We start from the raw sequence: 14746 nt of genomic DNA on the forward strand, positions 1-14746 counted from the left end.
GATGTGTGGGCATGGATGCGTTGACCCGACGGCGGTTCCTCATCTCGTCCGGGGTTGTCGGCGGTGGCGCGCTGGCGGCCGGCGCGGGGGTGCTGGGCTTTCACGAACTGCTCAAAAGTGGTGCGAAGACCAAGGCCGGTGATGCCCAGGAGGGCCTGCCCACGCTCGTTCTGGTCACCCTCTACGGCGGGAACGACGGACTCAACACGGTCATCCCGTACGCGGACCCGGGCTACCACAGCGCCCGGCCAGAGTTGGCGTACGCGCCGGAGCAGGTGCTGCACCTCGACGGCACGCTGGGCCTCAACCCGGCGCTGCGCGGGATGAAACGGCTCTGGGACGCCCAGAAGATGGCAATCGTGCGTGGCGTCGGCTACCCGAAGCCGGACCGGAGCCACTTCAAGTCGATGGACATCTGGCAGACCGCGTCGCCGGGCACTCCCGCTCCAACCGGCTGGGTGGGGCGCTGGCTCGACGCGACGAACGCCGCCACCGAGACGGCCGTCAGCTTCGAGCCGGCCCTACCGCCGATGCTGGTGGGTAAGTCCCGAATCGGTGCCTGCGTGAGTTACCGAGGGCTCACCCTGCCGCCGGGCTTCTCGCCTGCCGTCGTCTCGGCACTCGGCCGGGCCGAGCCCGGCGAGTCGGAGATGCAGGCGCGGGCAGCGGCCAGCTACGCGGACCTCATCACGATGAACCGTGTGGTGCAGGAAGCCGCGAGCGGAACCGACGAGCGAAGGCATACCGGCGGGAGCACCGTCCAGGCGACCGGCACGGGCGGCGACAACGCACTCGTCGCCCAGTTGGCGCTCGTTGCCCGGTGCGTGGAATCCCAGGTGCCCACCCGGGTCTACTCGGTGAGTCTCGGCGGGTTCGACACGCACGCGGGCGAGCGCGTGTGGCATGAGACGCTGCTCAGGAACCTCGACGAGGCGCTGAGCGGCTTCGTGGACCGGATGGGCCGCACCGAGGCCGGCCGACGGGTCACCGTCGTGGTCTACAGCGAGTTCGGCCGGCGGGTCCGGGCGAACGCCTCCGACGGAACCGACCACGGCACAGCGGGGCCGATGTTCATCCTCGGACATGGCGTGGCCGGCGGGTTCTACGGCGAGCAACCGAGCCTGACCGACCTGGATGACGGCGATCTCAAGGCGACGACGGACTTCCGGGACGTCTTCGGCACCGTGCTCGCCAGCGTGTTGGCCGGCGATCCGGACCGATACCTCGGTGGCTACCGGGCCCAATTGCTGCCGCTGCTCATGCGCTGATGCCGACCGTCAGCGGCCGCCACCGCGGAACACCTCGGCGACGGTACGCAGCACGACCTTGACGTCGAGCCACAGTGACCAGTTCTCGATGTAGTAGTTGTCGAACCTCGCCCGGTCGGAGATCGGGGTGTCGCCGCGCAGACCACTGACCTGCGCGAGCCCGGTGAGCCCGACGGGTACCCGGTGGCGCATCGCGTAGGTGGGGTACTCGACCGAGAACTTCTCCACGAAGTGCGGCCGTTCCGGTCGGGGGCCGACCACGCTCATCTCGCCGCGCAGGATGTTCCAGAGTTGAGGTAGTTCGTCGAGGGACGTCCGACGCATGAACCGGCCGACCACCCCCACCCGCTGGTCGTGCGCGATGGACCAGTTCGTCTGCGACTCGCTCTCGTCGGTGGGCTGCATCGAACGGAACTTGATCACCTTGAATGGTTTGCCGTACCGGCCGATCCGTTCCTGGTAGAAGAAGATGCCCCGGCCAACGGCGAGGAACGTCGCCAGCGCGCAGAGCAGCAGCACCGGACTGAGGACGAGCAACGCCACCGCCGCGAAGACCACATCGGACGCCCGCTTGACGGCCCATCGTGGCCCGGAGAGTTTGGTATCTCCGATCTTGACGATCGGTATCGCGCCGATGTGATCGGGATACCCGCCCAGCGAGCGGGATCCCCAGAGGCGGGGCACTGCCCACAGGTCGGGGCGTGCCCTGACCATCCGCAACAGGTTGTCCATCAGCTCCGACTCGGAGCAGTCCGGGTCGGCGATGACCAACACGTCGCATTCCAACATCTCGGTGAGCTTCTCGAGATCGTTCAGCGTGCCGATCAACGGAACGGACCCGACGCCCTCGTTCGGCGCGACGTCGACGCAACCGACGAACCGCAGCCCGTACTGCGGGTAGCGCCGCAGCAGCCGGGCGAGTTCCAGACCGACCGGTCCGCTGCCGATGATGATGGTGTTGTGCTCCACCCACCGGCGCTTGCGTGCGACGATGGTGAACGCCCTGCTGAAGGCCCGGCCGACGATCACCAGACCGGCGGAGAGCGCGACGCCCCGCATGAATCCGCCCACGTAGTGCACCGAGTCGTGCCGTTCCGCCGCGATGATGGCCACCACCGCGGCGGACGCCAGCAGTCGGCCGCAAATGCTCGGCAGTTCGTCCAGGATGCCGACGTGCCGGCGGGCGCGATACAACCCGCCGGACGCGAAGATGGCCACGGTCAACGCCGCGTTGGACAGGGTTCCCCGCCAGTAGTTCTGGCTCAACAGCAGGGGAACGAGCAGTGCGACGGCGTCGATGGGCGCCGTCAACATCCAGGCCCGCAGCCAGCGCGTCCGCTTGGAGGTCCGGGACCCCGCGTACGGCAGGACCGCCGTGGTGTCCAAACCGGACCGGACGGGCACCGTCGCCGACACCCTCGTCGACTCGGCGACCGTGCTGCCCTCGTCGCCCTGCTGCGCCTCCGCCGGTGGCGGTGCGTCGCCGAACTCCGTCCGTCTCGCGCCCGGGTAACTCATGACCGGTTGGCTCGACATGGTGATCCTCCCCCGTGAGCCCGCCGGTGAAATTCATACCAGGGGGCGATCGCAGGTTACGACCGCGTCAGTTGCGCCACCAGAGCCGGCACGGCATTCCTGTCTCCTACTTTGCGGCGGACGCGATGTCGGCTACCGCGTCGCGACGAACGGCGTCGAAGACGCGCTTTGCCTTGCCCTTGTCCGCGAGCACGACGCTTTCGCTGCCGATCATTCCCGTTCCCTTGGTGGGGCAGGTGAAGAACGCGAGGTTGCCGCCGCGCAGGTGACGAAGCTCCATCGCCAGGTCGACCAGGGACAGGGAACGGTCGACGGCGACCGAGTTGGCCGTGGCCTTCACGAACGAGTTCAGCTTGGTGGGACTGGCCAGCACGCCACCGGAGGCCGCCTTGTCCAAAATGGCCTTGATGACCTGCTGCTGATGCTTGATTCGGGCGAAGTCGCCATTGGCGAAGGCGTACCGCTCACGGGCGTAGTCCAGGGCGGCGGCCCCGTCCATCGTCTGCTTTCCCTTGGTGAATTCGCGCCGCCCGTCGGGGTTCAGCGAATGCGTCGAGGTGAAGCTCTGCTCCACATCGATCTCCACACCACCGAGCGCGTCGACGATCTCCTTGAAGCCGGAGAAGTCGACCATTGTCACGTGGTCGATGCGGACGTTGGTGAACTCCTCCACCGTCTGGACCATCAGCGGCACGCCACCCCACGCGTACGCCGCATTGATCTTGGCGTCGGTGCCGCCCCGCCCCTCCTTCGACTTGGGCACGTGCACCCAGGTGTCCCGGGGGATGGAGATCAGTTGAGCGCTGGACCGGTCCTTGGGAAGGTGCGCCAGGATGATCGTGTCCGATCGGGAGCCCGATGCGTTCTCCGTGTCGCGGGAGTCGCTGCCGAGGATCATGATGTTCATGGCGCCGGGCGCCGCGGGCTGCGGACGCGACGCCTCCGGCACATCCTCGAACGCGTCCATCCGTTCGACCTTGGAGTTGATGGAGCGGTAGTAGAGGCCGCCCGCGACCACACCGCCAGCGGCGAGCAACGCCAGGACCACGAGGATGATCAGGACGATCCGCTTCCACCGTCGCCGGGGCTTGGGTGCTCCAGCGGTCGCCTGCTCGCCACCGTCCGGCCGCCCAGGGTCGACCGGTCCCCGGTTCGTGGGGAGGTTGAGTTCTGCGGTCTGGTCTGCGCGCGCCATAGCGGCGATGCTACTGATTCACGTTCTACCCCGCGTACCCTCGTCCGGCCAGGAACGCCCGCCGATGGTGCGAGGATCGCCCGCCACGCTGTCGGCGTGTCATGGTTACCGGGTGCGGCTGACCTCGATCCACACGTACCCCGTCAAGGGATGTCACCGGCTCGACCACGACGGCGCGTTCGTGCACCCGTGGGGCCTGGCCGGCGACCGGCGCTGGATGGTGGTCGACGCCGACGGCGTCGGCGTCACCCAGCGGGACACCACCCGCCTGGTCGACCTGCGTGCCAGCGTCCGCCCCGGCGGCCTGGTGCTCCGCGCCGATGGGAGGCCAGACCTCGACGTGCCGGAGCCGGCCGGCGGCGAGCCGGTGCAGGTGCGGACCTTCCGCAGCCGGACCACCTCGGTCACCGCGCTGCCCGCCGGCCCGGCGGCCGACGCCTGGCTCGGCGCGCTCCTCGGCCGGCCCGTCCGGTTGGTGTGGTTGGCCAAACCGACGCGACACGTGCCCGCCGCCGGACGCGAGTACGACACCGGTGACCAGGTCAGCTTCGCCGACGCCTACCCGCTGCTGCTGACCAGCACCGGCTCCCTCGACGCCCTCAACGGCTGGCTCGCCGACGCGGGGGAGGAGCCGGTGCCGATGACGCGATTCCGGCCCAACCTGGTCGTCGACGGCGCGCCGGCCTGGGCCGAGGACGGGTGGGCGGGCCGGTCGCTGCGCGTCGGCGACGTGCGGCTGCGCGCCGCCGGGCCGTGCGACCGCTGCGTGGTCACCACCACCGACCAGGAGACCGGGGTACGCGCCAAGGAGCCCCTGCGCACCCTCGGCCGCCATCGCAACATCCGGCAGAAGCTCCTGTTCGGACTGAACGTCGTGCCCGTCGACAGTGGACCGATCCGGATCGGCGATCCGCTCGTCGTCGAACCCTGACCGGCCAGCGGCGGGCTCGTCACCGTCCGTCGATGCTCTCTTAGCTTTCGCTTAGCCGCCTTGTCCGGCCCTACGCGCTTCCGGCAGCATCGCGACGTGACCGACGGAAGCGCTCCCGGCGGCGTCGAGGATCGCGCCCTCGTCGTCAAGGACGTCGACATCGACCTCGACCTGGACCGCACTCCGGACGATCGGCCCGCCTCCTCGTCCGGTCCGGTGCCCTGGCTGGTCGCCACCGGCGTCACCGTGCTCGCGGCGGCCCTCGGACTCACCCTGGCCCTGCGGTCCGGCTCGACCCCGGCCTGCGCCGCCGGGCGGACGCTCGCCGCCGCGCCACCGACCGGCACCGCCACCCACAGCGGCAAGGCGACCTTCTACGACTCGAAGGGCGCCGGCGGCAACTGCTCCAACCCGGCGGCGCCGGCCAACCGGCTCTACGTCGCCCTCGGCCCCACCGAGTACGCCGCGGGCGCCGCCTGCGGTGGTTTCCTCGACGTCACCGGCCCGAAGGGCACCGTCCGCGTCCTGATCATGGACCAGTGCCCGGAGTGCGAGCCGGAACACCTCGACCTGTCCCGGGAGGCGTTCGCCCGGATCGCCGACCCGGTCCAGGGGCTCGTCCAGGTCACCTACCGCGCGGTCGTCAACCCGCCGCTGCCCGGCCCGCTGACCTTCCGCATCAAGGAGGGCGCGTCGCAGTTCTGGTTCGCCGTCCGGATCGGCAACCACGGCAACCCGCTGCGCTCCGTCGAGGTGCGCCAGGGCACCAGCGGCCCGTGGCGGGCAACGGCCCGGCAGGACTACAACTACTGGCTGCTGGCCTCCGGCGCGGGCCCCGGCCCGTACAGCGTGCGGGTCAGCGACGTGTACGGGCACCAGGTCACCGTGTCCGGTATCCGGATGGCACCCGGCCAGGTGCAGACGAGCGTGGTGCGGATGTACGAGCGCGGCGTCGTCGCCGCGACCCCGCGTCCGCCCACGACGGCCCGTCCGCCGGTCGCCCGACCCAACGGCACACCGACCCCGGCCCGCCGCGCCGACAAGGTGGCCGTGGCGAGCGCGCCCGCCACCCCGGCCGCCGACGGGCCTTCCACCCGACCGGCCGGCGCGAGCGCCCGCTGGTGCGGCTGAGCCGTCCCCGGTGCTCCGGTCCGGTCCGTCAGGCGGCCGGCCTCAGGTCCAGCCACATCAGGATCTCGTCGCGGTCGTCGCCCGGCGCCACCCGCAGCGCGCCCGGCAGGCGGCCGACCTCCCGGTACCCGAGGCGGCGGTAGAACCCGTCCAGCCCCAACCCGTCGCGCACCGTCACGTGCAGCGCCTCGTGGCCCAGCTCGCGGCCCAGCCGGGCGGCCTCGCGCATGAGCGCCGACCCGTAGCCCGTGCCCTGGGTGTCCGGGTGGACCATCACCCGCTTCAGCACACACCAGTGCGCCTTGAACCCGAACCGGTTGTCGCAGAAGATCAGCACCGCGACGGGCCGGTCACCGTCGTATCCGACCAGGAGCCGGTCCGGTCCGTCGGCGATGCCCGCGAACGTCGGGTCGGCGATCGTACGGACGTCAGTGGTGGTGACCGGCGGGACGAAACCCACCGCGCCGCCGGCGTTGCTGACGTCCACCCAGAGGGCGACGATCTCGGCGCGCAGCCGCGGGGTCAGCTCAGGATCCAGGACGAAGCGCAAACTCACGGCGCCCATCCTGGCCGGTCGACCGGGCTCGTGGCCCGCGACCGTGACGCGGTCGACAACCAGCTCCCGCGCAGGTGGTGGTTGTTCATTGGTGCGGGAGAGGGGATTCGAACCCCCACATCCTTCCGGATACAGGTTCCTAAGACCTGCGCGTCTGCCGTTCCGCCACTCCCGCCAACTCGCTGAGTCTAGAGCGTCTGGCTTCGACGGTGTTGAGCCCGGCCTCCTTCAGGATGGCTGAGATCGTGCCGTGACCTACCCGGCATGTCCCGTTGGGCACGTTACGCAGGATCTCTGCGAGCCGCTTCGGACCGACGTCCGGATTGGCCAGCGCCTGCTGTATCACCGCGTCTCGATGAGCCCTCGAACGCCAGCTACGGTCCTGACGCGGCGTCAACACGCCTTCCTGCTCCAGTAGTCGCCGGACCTTGTGCAGGTATGCCGGGGGGTAGCCCAATCGCTGTGCGGCCTCAGTCGCGGTGATCTGCTGCGCGGCGATCCGGCCGAACATCTCGAGGAGTTCCTGCCGGGTCGGCGGGCGGCGGTCGGAACCAGCTATGCCGGGGCGTTCCTCGGCGCTGTCCGCCTTGAACGCGGAAGCGGCCAGACTGCGGACCCGCTTCCCGCGGCCGGCGAAGGTTTCGGTCTGACTGTGGCAATTCGGGCAAAGTAGTCGTAGGTTGGGCGGCCGATTGTCGAGGAAGTCCCCGTTGATGTGGTCGACGTGCAGGGTGAGTGCGGCACCTTGCCAGTAAGGCCCCGTTCCGCATCCCTCGCACTCGTTCGGCACGCCGAGCTCCCCGAGGGCCCACTTCAAGCGTCCGCCGGGCGTCCGCCGGGATCCTTGCGGCAGCTGGATCAGCAACTCTGCTGATGTTGTCCGCCGTGCGCTGCGGTTGTGCGCCTGGCCGGTGAAGTGCGACGTGTCGATGCCGAACTTCTTGAGCTGGCGGCTGATGTGCGCGTGCGAGCCACCGCTGACCCGTACGCCGAGCATCCGCATCACCTCGGTGATGTTGCGGGAGGCGGCGGCCGCCTCGGCGAGCAGCTCCGGTGTGTACTTGTATCGGACCATTGACGCACGGTAGTGGTCCGGTGCGACGGTCTCAGTCGAGCCCGAGGTCGCGGCGGAGCTTGGCGACGTGTCCGGTGGCCTTGACGTTGTAGAGCGCCCGTTCGATCTTGCCGTCACCGTCGATGACGAACGTGGAGCGGATCACACCGGTGACGGTCTTGCCGTACAGCTGCTTCTCGCCGTACGCGCCGTACGCGGTGAGCACCGACTTGTCCACGTCCGAGACCAGCGGGAACGTGATGGCGTCGCGGTCGCGGAACTTGGCGAGCTTCTCCGGCTTGTCGGGGGAGATGCCGACCACCTCGTAGCCGGCCGCCTGGAGCGAGGCGAGCGAGTCGCGGAAGTCGCAGGCCTGCTTGGTGCAGCCGGGGGTCATCGCGGCCGGGTAGGCATACAGGACGACCTTGCGGCCCCGCAGGTCGGCCAGGGAGAGCTGGTCGCCGGTGTCGGTGGGCAGGGTCCACTCGGGCGCGGGGTCACCGGGGGCAAGACGATCGGGCGCGGTCATGGCCCCGACCCTACCGCCGGGCGTGCCGGTGTCGGCGTGGCCGGCGCGCGCCGGCTCGTGTTCCTGGAAAGCGGGGTGTCCCCGAGCCCCGGACACCCCGACATCACGGAAGGCGAGTTGATCAAGTCGCCGGACCGCAAAGGTGATCAAGGCCATGCGTTGTTGCCAGAGTCTGGCAACAACAAGTCGCAGGAAATAGGCTGACCCCCGCCGGGTCCGGTCGGGTCCGCTGACGCGTGGGAGGTCGCGTGGAAACACTTGCGATGCACATCTCGAACGGGATCATCGACGGTCCCGTGGCGGCGGTCTTCGCTGCGCTCGCGCTCGTCGCGCTCACCTACTGCGTCCTGCGCGGCCGGCGGGACCTGGACGACCGGCTCGCCCCGATGGCCGGCCTGGTGGCGGCGTTCATCTTCGCCGTGCAGATGCTCAACTTTCCGATCTTCACGGCGGGCGTGAGCGGTCACCTGCTCGGTGGCGCGCTCGCCGCGATGCTGGTCGGCCCGTGGGTCGGTGCGCTCTGCGTGGCCGTGGTCCTCGTCGTGCAGGCCCTGATCTTCGGTGACGGCGGGGTGGCGATGCTCGGCCTCAACATCACCAACATGGCGCTGCTCGGGACGGCCGCCGCGTACCTGTTGATCTCGCTGTTGCTGCGGGTGCTGCCCCGCACGCGGGCGGGCCTGGCGGTGACCGCGTTCGTCGCGGCCCTGGTCAGCGTGGTGGTCGCGTCCCAGGGCTTCGTCGTGGAGTACTGGCTGGGCGGCACCACCGACCTGGGCAGCAACCTCGCCGGCCTGGCCGGCACGATGGCCGGTGTCCACGTGCTGATCGGCATCGGCGAGGGCCTGATCACCGCGACCACCGTGCTCACCGTCGCCAAGGTCCGCCCCGACCTGGTGTACGCGCTGCGGTCCCTGCGCACCCCGACCACCGCCCCCGCCGTCCCGGTCTCCGGAGGTGTCCGATGAAGAACCGTTCCTGGGCCTTCCTGGCCGGTGGCCTGCTGGTCGCCCTGCTGCTCGCGGGCGTCGTGAGCAACTACGCCTCGTCGCATCCGGACGGGCTGGACTCCTCCCTGCTCAAGGGCTGCACCGTCGACGCCGACGACACCATCGTCGGTGGCAGCTGCCCGGCCCAGCAGGCCAAGGACCACGAGCTGGGCGACAGCCCGCTGGCGGACTACGGCGTGCGGGGGGTGGAGAACAGCTTCCTCTCGACCGGTCTCTCCGGGGTGCTCGGCGTGCTGGTGACCTTCGCGATCGGCCTCGGCGGTTTCTGGCTGCTGCGCCGCCGGGACACCGCGCCGGCCACGGGCGACGACGGCGGCACGTCCGCCGAGGGCACGGCGGTCGCCGCCGGGCGCGGCCACCCCGGCACGAGCGACTGAGCGGGGGTACGACATGGGTGCCGGTCACGGGCACGTGCTGTACCGCGAGTCGGCCTCGCCGGTGCACCGGCTCCCACCCGAGGTCAAGATCGTGGCGATGGTGGTCTTCACGGTCGCCGTGGTGGCCACCCCACGTGCGGCCTTCTGGGCCTTCGGGGCGTACGCCCTGCTGGTGGCGGTGGTGGCGGCGCTGGCCCGGGTGGGGCCGCGCTGGCTGCTCAGCCGGGCGCTGATCGAGCTGCCGTTCGTGCTGTTCGCGGTCGCGCTGCCGTTCCTCGGCACGGGTGAGCGGGTCGAGGTGCTGGGTCTTCGGCTGTCCGAGGACGGCCTGCACGGCGCATGGAACATCCTGGCCAAGGGCACCCTCGGTGTCCTCGCGTCGCTGCTGCTGGCCGCGACGACCACCACCCGGGATCTGATCGTCGGGCTGGACCGGTTGCGCTGCCCGCAGATCCTCACGCAGATCGCCACGTTCATGCTGCGCTACCTCGACGTGCTGGTGGGCGAGGCGCGGCGGATGCGGGTGGCGCGTATCTCGCGGGGTGACGACCCGCGCTTCCTGTGGCAGCTCCGTGGCTTCGCCGCCGGCATCGGCGCGCTGTTCCTGCGCGCCTTCGAACGCGGTGAGCGGGTCTACCTGGCGATGCTGTCGCGGGGCTACACCGGGCGGATGCCCGCCGTGTGGCAGGGTGACGGCGCCGCGACCGCCGGTCAGTGGCTGGTCGCGGCGACCGTGCCGGTGGTGGCGGCCTCCATCGCCGCGACCGCCGTCGTGCTGACATGATCGGTGTCGTGCAGACCGCCCTCTCGCTGGACGTTCGTGGCCTCCGGTTCGCGTACCCGGACGGGCACGTGGCGCTGCACGGCGTGGACCTGGCGGTGCCGCGCGGCGATCGGGTGGCGCTGCTCGGCCCCAACGGGGCCGGCAAGACCACGCTGGTGCTGCACCTCAACGGCATCCTCACCCCGGCCGAGGGCAGCGTGAGCGTGGGTGGTCTGACGGTCACTCCGGACCGGGCGACGCTGGCCGAGGTACGCCGCCGGGTGGGCATCGTCTTCCAGGACCCGGACGACCAGCTCTTCCTGCCCACGGTGGCGGAGGATGTCGCGTTCGGGCCCGCCAACCTGGGCCTGCGCGGGGCGGAGCTGGCGGGCCGGGTCGACGAGGCGCTGGCCGCCGTGGGGATGAGCGAGCACCGGGACCGGGCCCCGCAGCACCTCTCGTTCGGGCAGCGCCGCCGGGTGGCGGTGGCGACGGTGCTGGCCATGCACCCGGAGATCCTGGTGCTGGACGAGCCGTCGTCGAACCTGGACCCGGCGGCCCGCCGTGAGCTGGCCGAGATTCTGCGGGACCTGCCGGTGACCCTGCTGATGGTCACCCACGACCTGCCGTACGCGGCGGAGCTGTGCGAGCGTTCGGTGATCCTGGACGGCGGCCGGATCGTCGCCGACGCCCCCACCCGCACGCTGCTCGGCGACGCCCCCCTGCTGGCGAAGCACCGCCTCGAGCTTCCGTACGGCTTCACCCCGCATCCCTGACCGCGGCCCGCCCCGCCGCCCGGTCAGGCGCGTACCTGGAACCTGTCCCCGTGGATGACCCGGTTGTCGAGGAAGAACGACTGTAGGTCGGAGCCGCCGAGACTGTTCTCCGCCGAGGGGATCATGCACGCGCTGTAGCCGCGGTTGGTGGTGCTGCGGTGTTCCTCCAGCCAGGGCACCTGGCAGTTGAGCCGTCCCAGCCGTTTGGTGTCGAAGCGGAAGGTGAACCCGGCGGGGTTGGCGGCGGCACCCTGCGTGGTGACGGCGAAGGGGTACTCGTCACAGGTGTAGCCGGTCGGGCGGGGGTAGCTCGCGCCCTCGGGGCAGGCGACACGGCGGTTGGCGTCCCGCAGGGCGCCGTCGGTCGTACGGGTGAGCAGCGACGGCAGGCCGCCGGTGTGGATGGCGTTCCTGACGTGCGCGGCGTACAGCGGGTAGCGACTCTCGGGGACGTCGAGGGCCGGGACGAAGTCCTGGTTGGCGCACCCCGCAGCGCCACCCGGCAGCGCGTCGTCGCAGCGGTGACCCGGGTAGTTGGTCCAGAGGGTGAGGGTCACCTTGTTGGCCGTCGCCGGGTTGACGATCCAGAACCCCCAGTCCGAGCTGGCGCCCCAGTACTGGCCGGGCAGGCTGGTCGAGGTGAAGGTCGCCGTACCGGACAGGTTGCCGAAGGGGCTGCCGGTCGGCGGGGTGCCACCCACGAGCGAGCAGTTGAACATGCAGTCGGGGACGGACCAGAGTGTCGGCGTGCCGAGCACTCCCCAGGCGTAGGTCGGGGTGTAGTCGAAGGACTGCGTCCACCGCAGTTCTCTGGCTTGCAGCGTGACCATGCTGGAGTAGTTGAAGTAGATCTCGCCCACCACGGTGCCGCCCTGGGTCAGGATCACCTGGTAGACGCCACTGGACGCCTTGCACATCACGAAGCGGGACAGGTTGGCCCAGGCGCCGTTGCCGCATCCCGTCGGTGCTGCGGCGGACGCGGCTCTCGTCCGGGCGGAGGCGGGCGGGCTCACTCCGAGCCGGAGGCAGCCCACGGTCCCGGCCGGCGCTCCCGAGGCGGTGCATTGCGCAGGGGCCTCCACCTTCGTGGGTGCCGCGGTCACCGGGCTCACCGGGACGGCTGTCCCCGCGGCCAGGAGCAGCCCGATGCCCAGGCGGGCGAGCCATCTCGACGGCGATTTTCTCATCGATACCTCCAGAAGAATCGATTGCCGCGGGCATTCTGGCCCGGGCGACCTTCCGAAGGTCCGGTATCCCGTACACCGGCGTACACCGGCGAACGCCTGTGGGACGTCAGGGGGCCGGCACGGTGGCGCGGGCGGCGGCCCGGGAGGCCGCGTGCAGCCGTAGGACGCCGGCGGCCGTCGCGCCGACGCCGGTGATCAGGACCACCGCCACCATGACCCGGGCGAGGTGCGGCGACCAGGGCACCGGGGCGACGGACCGGGCGAACACGGCGGCGTTCGCCACCCCGGCGAAGAGCGCCAGGCACGCCCCGGCGAGGGCCACCGCGAAGTCGGCTGCCGGGCGGCGGGTCAGCGCGTACCAGCCGGCGGCGACCGCGCCGAGACCGGTGAGCAGCGACCAGATCTGCCCGGACAGCAGCCCGGCCAGCACCCCGCCGACCCCCTGGGCGCCCGCGTCGACCTCCCGGCCCACCGGGTAGGCGACCGCGACCACGCCGCCGACGACGAGCAGCGCGCCGAGCGCGGCCAGCGCCCGGGTGCCGGCGGGCGCGGCGGCGGCGAACAGGCCGAGCCCGCCCACCGCGAGGAGTCCGACGATGCTCACCGCCCACCAGGTGTACGCGTCCGGCGGCGGCACCCAGTCCAGGGTGCCGCCGATCGTCAGCGGGTCGGTGCCGTCGCGCAGCGGCACCGTCCAGTCCCGGACCCGGTGCTCGCGCTCCGGCGCGGTGCGGACCTGCGCCGGTGGCGTCGACTCCGGCCACAGCGCGCGTTGGTCGTGCCAGCGGGCCGTGGTCCCGTCGTCGATGCGCCGCCAGGACGGTGGGGCGGCCGGGTCGGCGTCGGCCGGAAGCGCGGTGTCACCGGCGAGGGTGCGGTTCAGGTACGTGGCGGGGGAGCGGGTGTTCTCGAAGACACCGTCGGGACCGACCCGCAGGTACGGCTCGCCGGAGTAGCCGATCACCTCGACCGCCCGGCCGGTGTGGTTGGTCAGTTCCAGGCGTGCGCCCGCCTCGATGACCCGTACCGTCAGACCGGGCCGGGCCGGTGTGACAGCGGTGACGCGGGCGCGGTAGTCGGTGCCGTCCGGGGCGTCCGCGCCGTGTGCGGCGGCGGGGGCCGCGGTGAGCAGCGTCGCCGCGCACGCGGCGGCGGCGACGAGGCCGGCGCGCGCCAGGACGGTACGGATCACTTGCCGGCCGCCGCCACGGCTGCCGTGAGGCCCTGCGGGGTGCGGTCGGCGAGCGGCTGACCGTTGACGAGGATGGTGGGCGTGCTGGTGACGTCGCTGCGGCTGGCCTCCTCGGTGACGTGCTCGGTCCACGTCTTGTACGTGCCGTCCTTCACACAGCCCCCGAACGAGCCCCGGTCGAGCCCCACGCCGACGCCGATGTCGATCAGTTCGTCGTCGCTGAGCCCGGCGCTGCCCTCGGGCGGCTGCTGGGCGAAGAGCGCCTTGGCGTACTCGCGGAACTTGCCGCCGGCCGCCGCGCAGCCGGACGCGGCCGACGAGCGGGTGGAGTACTGGGTGCTGGAGAAGCGGTTGAGGTACGCGACGGGGTGGTACACCACCTTCGCCTTGTTCTCGGACGCCAACTGCTCCAGCGTCGGGCCGCTGCTCTGCTCGAACTGGTTGCAGACCGGGCAGAGGAAGTCCTCGTAGACGTCGACGGTGACCGGCCCGCCGCCGGTGACGATGCCGGTGCCGGGCCCGTTGGCGCCGGGCGGCGTGGTGAAGCTGTCCGAGCGCTGGCTGGACCAGACACCCCAGCCGATCAGGCCGGCGATGACCAGGACGGCGACGGCGGCGGCGGACACCCAGATCGTGCGGCGGCGGCGTCGTTCGCGGGCCAGTTGCTCGCGGACCACCCGGGCCGCGTCCCGCTGACCCTTGCGACTACTCATCCTCGTCCTCCACGACGGGCTCGGCGGACAGCCAGCCATCCACCGAGACGGGCGTACGCGGCCAGATCAGCAGGAATCCGGCCAGTACCAAGAATCCCAGGTCCCGCAGGATCTCCGGGAGGTAACTCGGGGCCTGCCCCTCGGCGAGCTGACCGCCGCTGCCGAAGCACCCGCAGTCGATGGCCAGGCCACGCGCCCAGGCCGAGGAGATCCCCGCGATGAAGACCAGCAGCAGGGCGGCCGAGATCGCCGCCGTGAGCCGGGTGGCCAGTCCGAGCAGCAGGAGCAGGCCCAGGGCCAGCTCGACGAAGGGCAGCGCCGCGCCGAGCACGGTGGCGGTCTCGTACGGCAGCACCTGGTACGCGTTCACGGCCCGACCCGAGGCGGCCAGGTCGCCGACCTTCGACGCTCCGGCGACGAGCCAGACGGCGGCGAGACCGAGGCGGGCCGCCGTGCCGAGCCAGGGCCGGAGAGCCGCCCAACGGCCGAGCCGCGTGGGGGGTGTAGTCACGCTCATTTGTCGTCCCG

At 71.2% G+C, this 14746-nt stretch carries 17 protein-coding genes and 1 tRNA gene; 8 read left to right on the forward strand and 10 right to left on the reverse strand.

Going from position 1 to position 14746, the window contains the following annotated elements; translation table 11 throughout:
• Window positions 1–11: 11 nt before the first annotated feature.
• The gene (locus ACN269_RS25435) at window positions 12–1268 is read left to right on the forward strand and encodes a DUF1501 domain-containing protein (RefSeq protein ID WP_421474779.1); all 1257 of its coding nucleotides are present in this window, start codon (window positions 12–14) and stop codon (window positions 1266–1268) included.
• A 9-nt stretch (window positions 1269–1277) separates the two neighbouring features.
• Here the strand turns inward: ACN269_RS25435 and ACN269_RS25440 are convergent, their stop codons facing one another.
• Window positions 1278–2804, reverse strand: a complete 1527-nt coding sequence (locus ACN269_RS25440; RefSeq protein ID WP_421474780.1) for a sugar transferase — start codon at window positions 2802–2804, stop codon at window positions 1278–1280.
• Window positions 2805–2910: 106 nt separating this feature from the next.
• Entirely contained in the window at window positions 2911–3999 is a 1089-nt protein-coding gene (locus ACN269_RS25445; protein ID WP_421474781.1) for an LCP family protein, read from the reverse strand.
• 112 nt (window positions 4000–4111) lie between these two features.
• On the opposite strand from ACN269_RS25445, the gene ACN269_RS25450 reads away from it, so the two are divergent.
• Together ACN269_RS25450 and ACN269_RS25455 are read left to right on the forward strand one after the other, a co-directional pair.
• Window positions 4112–4930 carry an MOSC domain-containing protein gene (locus ACN269_RS25450; RefSeq protein WP_421474782.1) on the forward strand — a complete coding sequence of 273 codons (819 nt, stop codon included), beginning with the start codon at window positions 4112–4114 and terminating at the stop codon, window positions 4928–4930.
• 96 nt (window positions 4931–5026) lie between these two features.
• Window positions 5027–6061, forward strand: a complete 1035-nt coding sequence (locus ACN269_RS25455) for an expansin EXLX1 family cellulose-binding protein (RefSeq protein ID WP_421474783.1) — start codon at window positions 5027–5029, stop codon at window positions 6059–6061.
• A 28-nt stretch (window positions 6062–6089) separates the two neighbouring features.
• Here ACN269_RS25455 and ACN269_RS25460 read toward each other — a convergent pair whose 3' ends face one another.
• The 4 genes from ACN269_RS25460 to bcp form a co-directional block, all read right to left on the reverse strand.
• The gene (locus tag ACN269_RS25460; protein WP_421474784.1) at window positions 6090–6626 is read right to left on the reverse strand and encodes a GNAT family N-acetyltransferase; all 537 of its coding nucleotides are present in this window, start codon (window positions 6624–6626) and stop codon (window positions 6090–6092) included.
• Window positions 6627–6706: 80 nt separating this feature from the next.
• Window positions 6707–6792 (reverse strand) — tRNA-Leu (locus ACN269_RS25465).
• Entirely contained in the window at window positions 6757–7692 is a 936-nt protein-coding gene (locus tag ACN269_RS25470; protein ID WP_421474785.1) for an HNH endonuclease, read from the reverse strand. The genes ACN269_RS25465 and ACN269_RS25470 overlap by 36 nt, the downstream gene beginning before the upstream one ends.
• A 31-nt stretch (window positions 7693–7723) precedes the next feature.
• Entirely contained in the window at window positions 7724–8200 is a 477-nt protein-coding gene (gene bcp, locus ACN269_RS25475) for a thioredoxin-dependent thiol peroxidase (RefSeq protein ID WP_421474786.1), read from the reverse strand.
• Window positions 8201–8236: 36 nt separating this feature from the next.
• Between bcp and ACN269_RS25480 the strand changes: the two genes are divergently transcribed.
• Genes ACN269_RS25480 through ACN269_RS25500 form a run of 5 tightly spaced genes read left to right on the forward strand, consistent with a single transcriptional unit; the run spans window position 8237 to window position 11126 of the window.
• Complete coding sequence (locus ACN269_RS25480) at window positions 8237–8404, forward strand: hypothetical protein (RefSeq protein ID WP_421474787.1); 168 nt, start codon at window positions 8237–8239, stop codon at window positions 8402–8404.
• A gap of 44 nt (window positions 8405–8448) precedes the next feature.
• Complete coding sequence (locus tag ACN269_RS25485) at window positions 8449–9168, forward strand: energy-coupling factor ABC transporter permease (RefSeq protein WP_421474788.1); 720 nt, start codon at window positions 8449–8451, stop codon at window positions 9166–9168.
• A complete protein-coding gene (locus ACN269_RS25490) occupies window positions 9165–9587 on the forward strand; it encodes a PDGLE domain-containing protein (protein WP_421474789.1) in 423 nt (140 codons plus the stop codon). Before ACN269_RS25485 ends, ACN269_RS25490 begins: the two co-directional genes overlap by 4 nt.
• A 13-nt stretch (window positions 9588–9600) precedes the next feature.
• Window positions 9601–10371 (forward strand): cobalt ECF transporter T component CbiQ, encoded by a 771-nt coding sequence (gene cbiQ / locus ACN269_RS25495; protein ID WP_421474790.1) that lies wholly within the window; start codon window positions 9601–9603, stop codon window positions 10369–10371.
• Window positions 10368–11126: an energy-coupling factor ABC transporter ATP-binding protein gene (locus ACN269_RS25500; protein WP_421474791.1), complete on the forward strand. Its 759-nt coding sequence runs from the start codon at window positions 10368–10370 to the stop codon at window positions 11124–11126. Before cbiQ ends, ACN269_RS25500 begins: the two co-directional genes overlap by 4 nt.
• Before the next feature lie 23 nt (window positions 11127–11149).
• On the opposite strand, the gene ACN269_RS25505 is transcribed toward ACN269_RS25500, so the two are convergent.
• The 4 genes from ACN269_RS25505 to ACN269_RS25520 form a co-directional block, all read right to left on the reverse strand.
• Complete coding sequence (locus ACN269_RS25505; RefSeq protein ID WP_421474792.1) at window positions 11150–12313, reverse strand: NucA/NucB deoxyribonuclease domain-containing protein; 1164 nt, start codon at window positions 12311–12313, stop codon at window positions 11150–11152.
• A gap of 106 nt (window positions 12314–12419) precedes the next feature.
• Window positions 12420–13505: a hypothetical protein gene (locus ACN269_RS25510; RefSeq protein ID WP_421474793.1), complete on the reverse strand. Its 1086-nt coding sequence runs from the start codon at window positions 13503–13505 to the stop codon at window positions 12420–12422.
• Entirely contained in the window at window positions 13502–14218 is a 717-nt protein-coding gene (locus tag ACN269_RS25515) for a DsbA family protein (protein ID WP_421474794.1), read from the reverse strand. Before ACN269_RS25515 ends, ACN269_RS25510 begins: the two co-directional genes overlap by 4 nt.
• Window positions 14211–14735, reverse strand: coding sequence for a MauE/DoxX family redox-associated membrane protein (locus ACN269_RS25520; RefSeq protein WP_421474795.1), 525 nt, complete (start codon window positions 14733–14735; stop codon window positions 14211–14213). Before ACN269_RS25520 ends, ACN269_RS25515 begins: the two co-directional genes overlap by 8 nt.
• Between the last annotated feature and the right edge of the window lie 11 nt (window positions 14736–14746).

Origin of the sequence: Micromonospora sp. WMMD736, from assembly GCF_049179015.1 — a bacterium.
Lineage (GTDB): Bacteria > Actinomycetota > Actinomycetes > Mycobacteriales > Micromonosporaceae > Micromonospora.

Bases quoted from the DNA above. Each gene is read 5' to 3' on its own strand.
- ACN269_RS25435 (WP_421474779.1), top strand. From the start codon at position 12: ATGGATGCGTTGACCCGACGGCGGTTCCTCATCTCGTCCGGGGTTGTC.
- ACN269_RS25440 (WP_421474780.1), bottom strand. From the start codon at position 2,804: ATGTCGAGCCAACCGGTCATGAGTTACCCGGGCGCGAGACGGACGGAG.
- ACN269_RS25445 (WP_421474781.1), bottom strand. From the start codon at position 3,999: ATGGCGCGCGCAGACCAGACCGCAGAACTCAACCTCCCCACGAACCGG.
- ACN269_RS25460 (WP_421474784.1), bottom strand. From the start codon at position 6,626: ATGGGCGCCGTGAGTTTGCGCTTCGTCCTGGATCCTGAGCTGACCCCG.
- ACN269_RS25470 (WP_421474785.1), bottom strand. From the start codon at position 7,692: ATGGTCCGATACAAGTACACACCGGAGCTGCTCGCCGAGGCGGCCGCC.
- bcp (WP_421474786.1), bottom strand. From the start codon at position 8,200: ATGACCGCGCCCGATCGTCTTGCCCCCGGTGACCCCGCGCCCGAGTGG.
- ACN269_RS25490 (WP_421474789.1), top strand. From the start codon at position 9,165: ATGAAGAACCGTTCCTGGGCCTTCCTGGCCGGTGGCCTGCTGGTCGCC.
- cbiQ (WP_421474790.1), top strand. From the start codon at position 9,601: ATGGGTGCCGGTCACGGGCACGTGCTGTACCGCGAGTCGGCCTCGCCG.
- ACN269_RS25500 (WP_421474791.1), top strand. From the start codon at position 10,368: ATGATCGGTGTCGTGCAGACCGCCCTCTCGCTGGACGTTCGTGGCCTC.
- ACN269_RS25505 (WP_421474792.1), bottom strand. From the start codon at position 12,313: ATGAGAAAATCGCCGTCGAGATGGCTCGCCCGCCTGGGCATCGGGCTG.
- ACN269_RS25515 (WP_421474794.1), bottom strand. From the start codon at position 14,218: ATGAGTAGTCGCAAGGGTCAGCGGGACGCGGCCCGGGTGGTCCGCGAG.
- ACN269_RS25520 (WP_421474795.1), bottom strand. From the start codon at position 14,735: ATGAGCGTGACTACACCCCCCACGCGGCTCGGCCGTTGGGCGGCTCTC.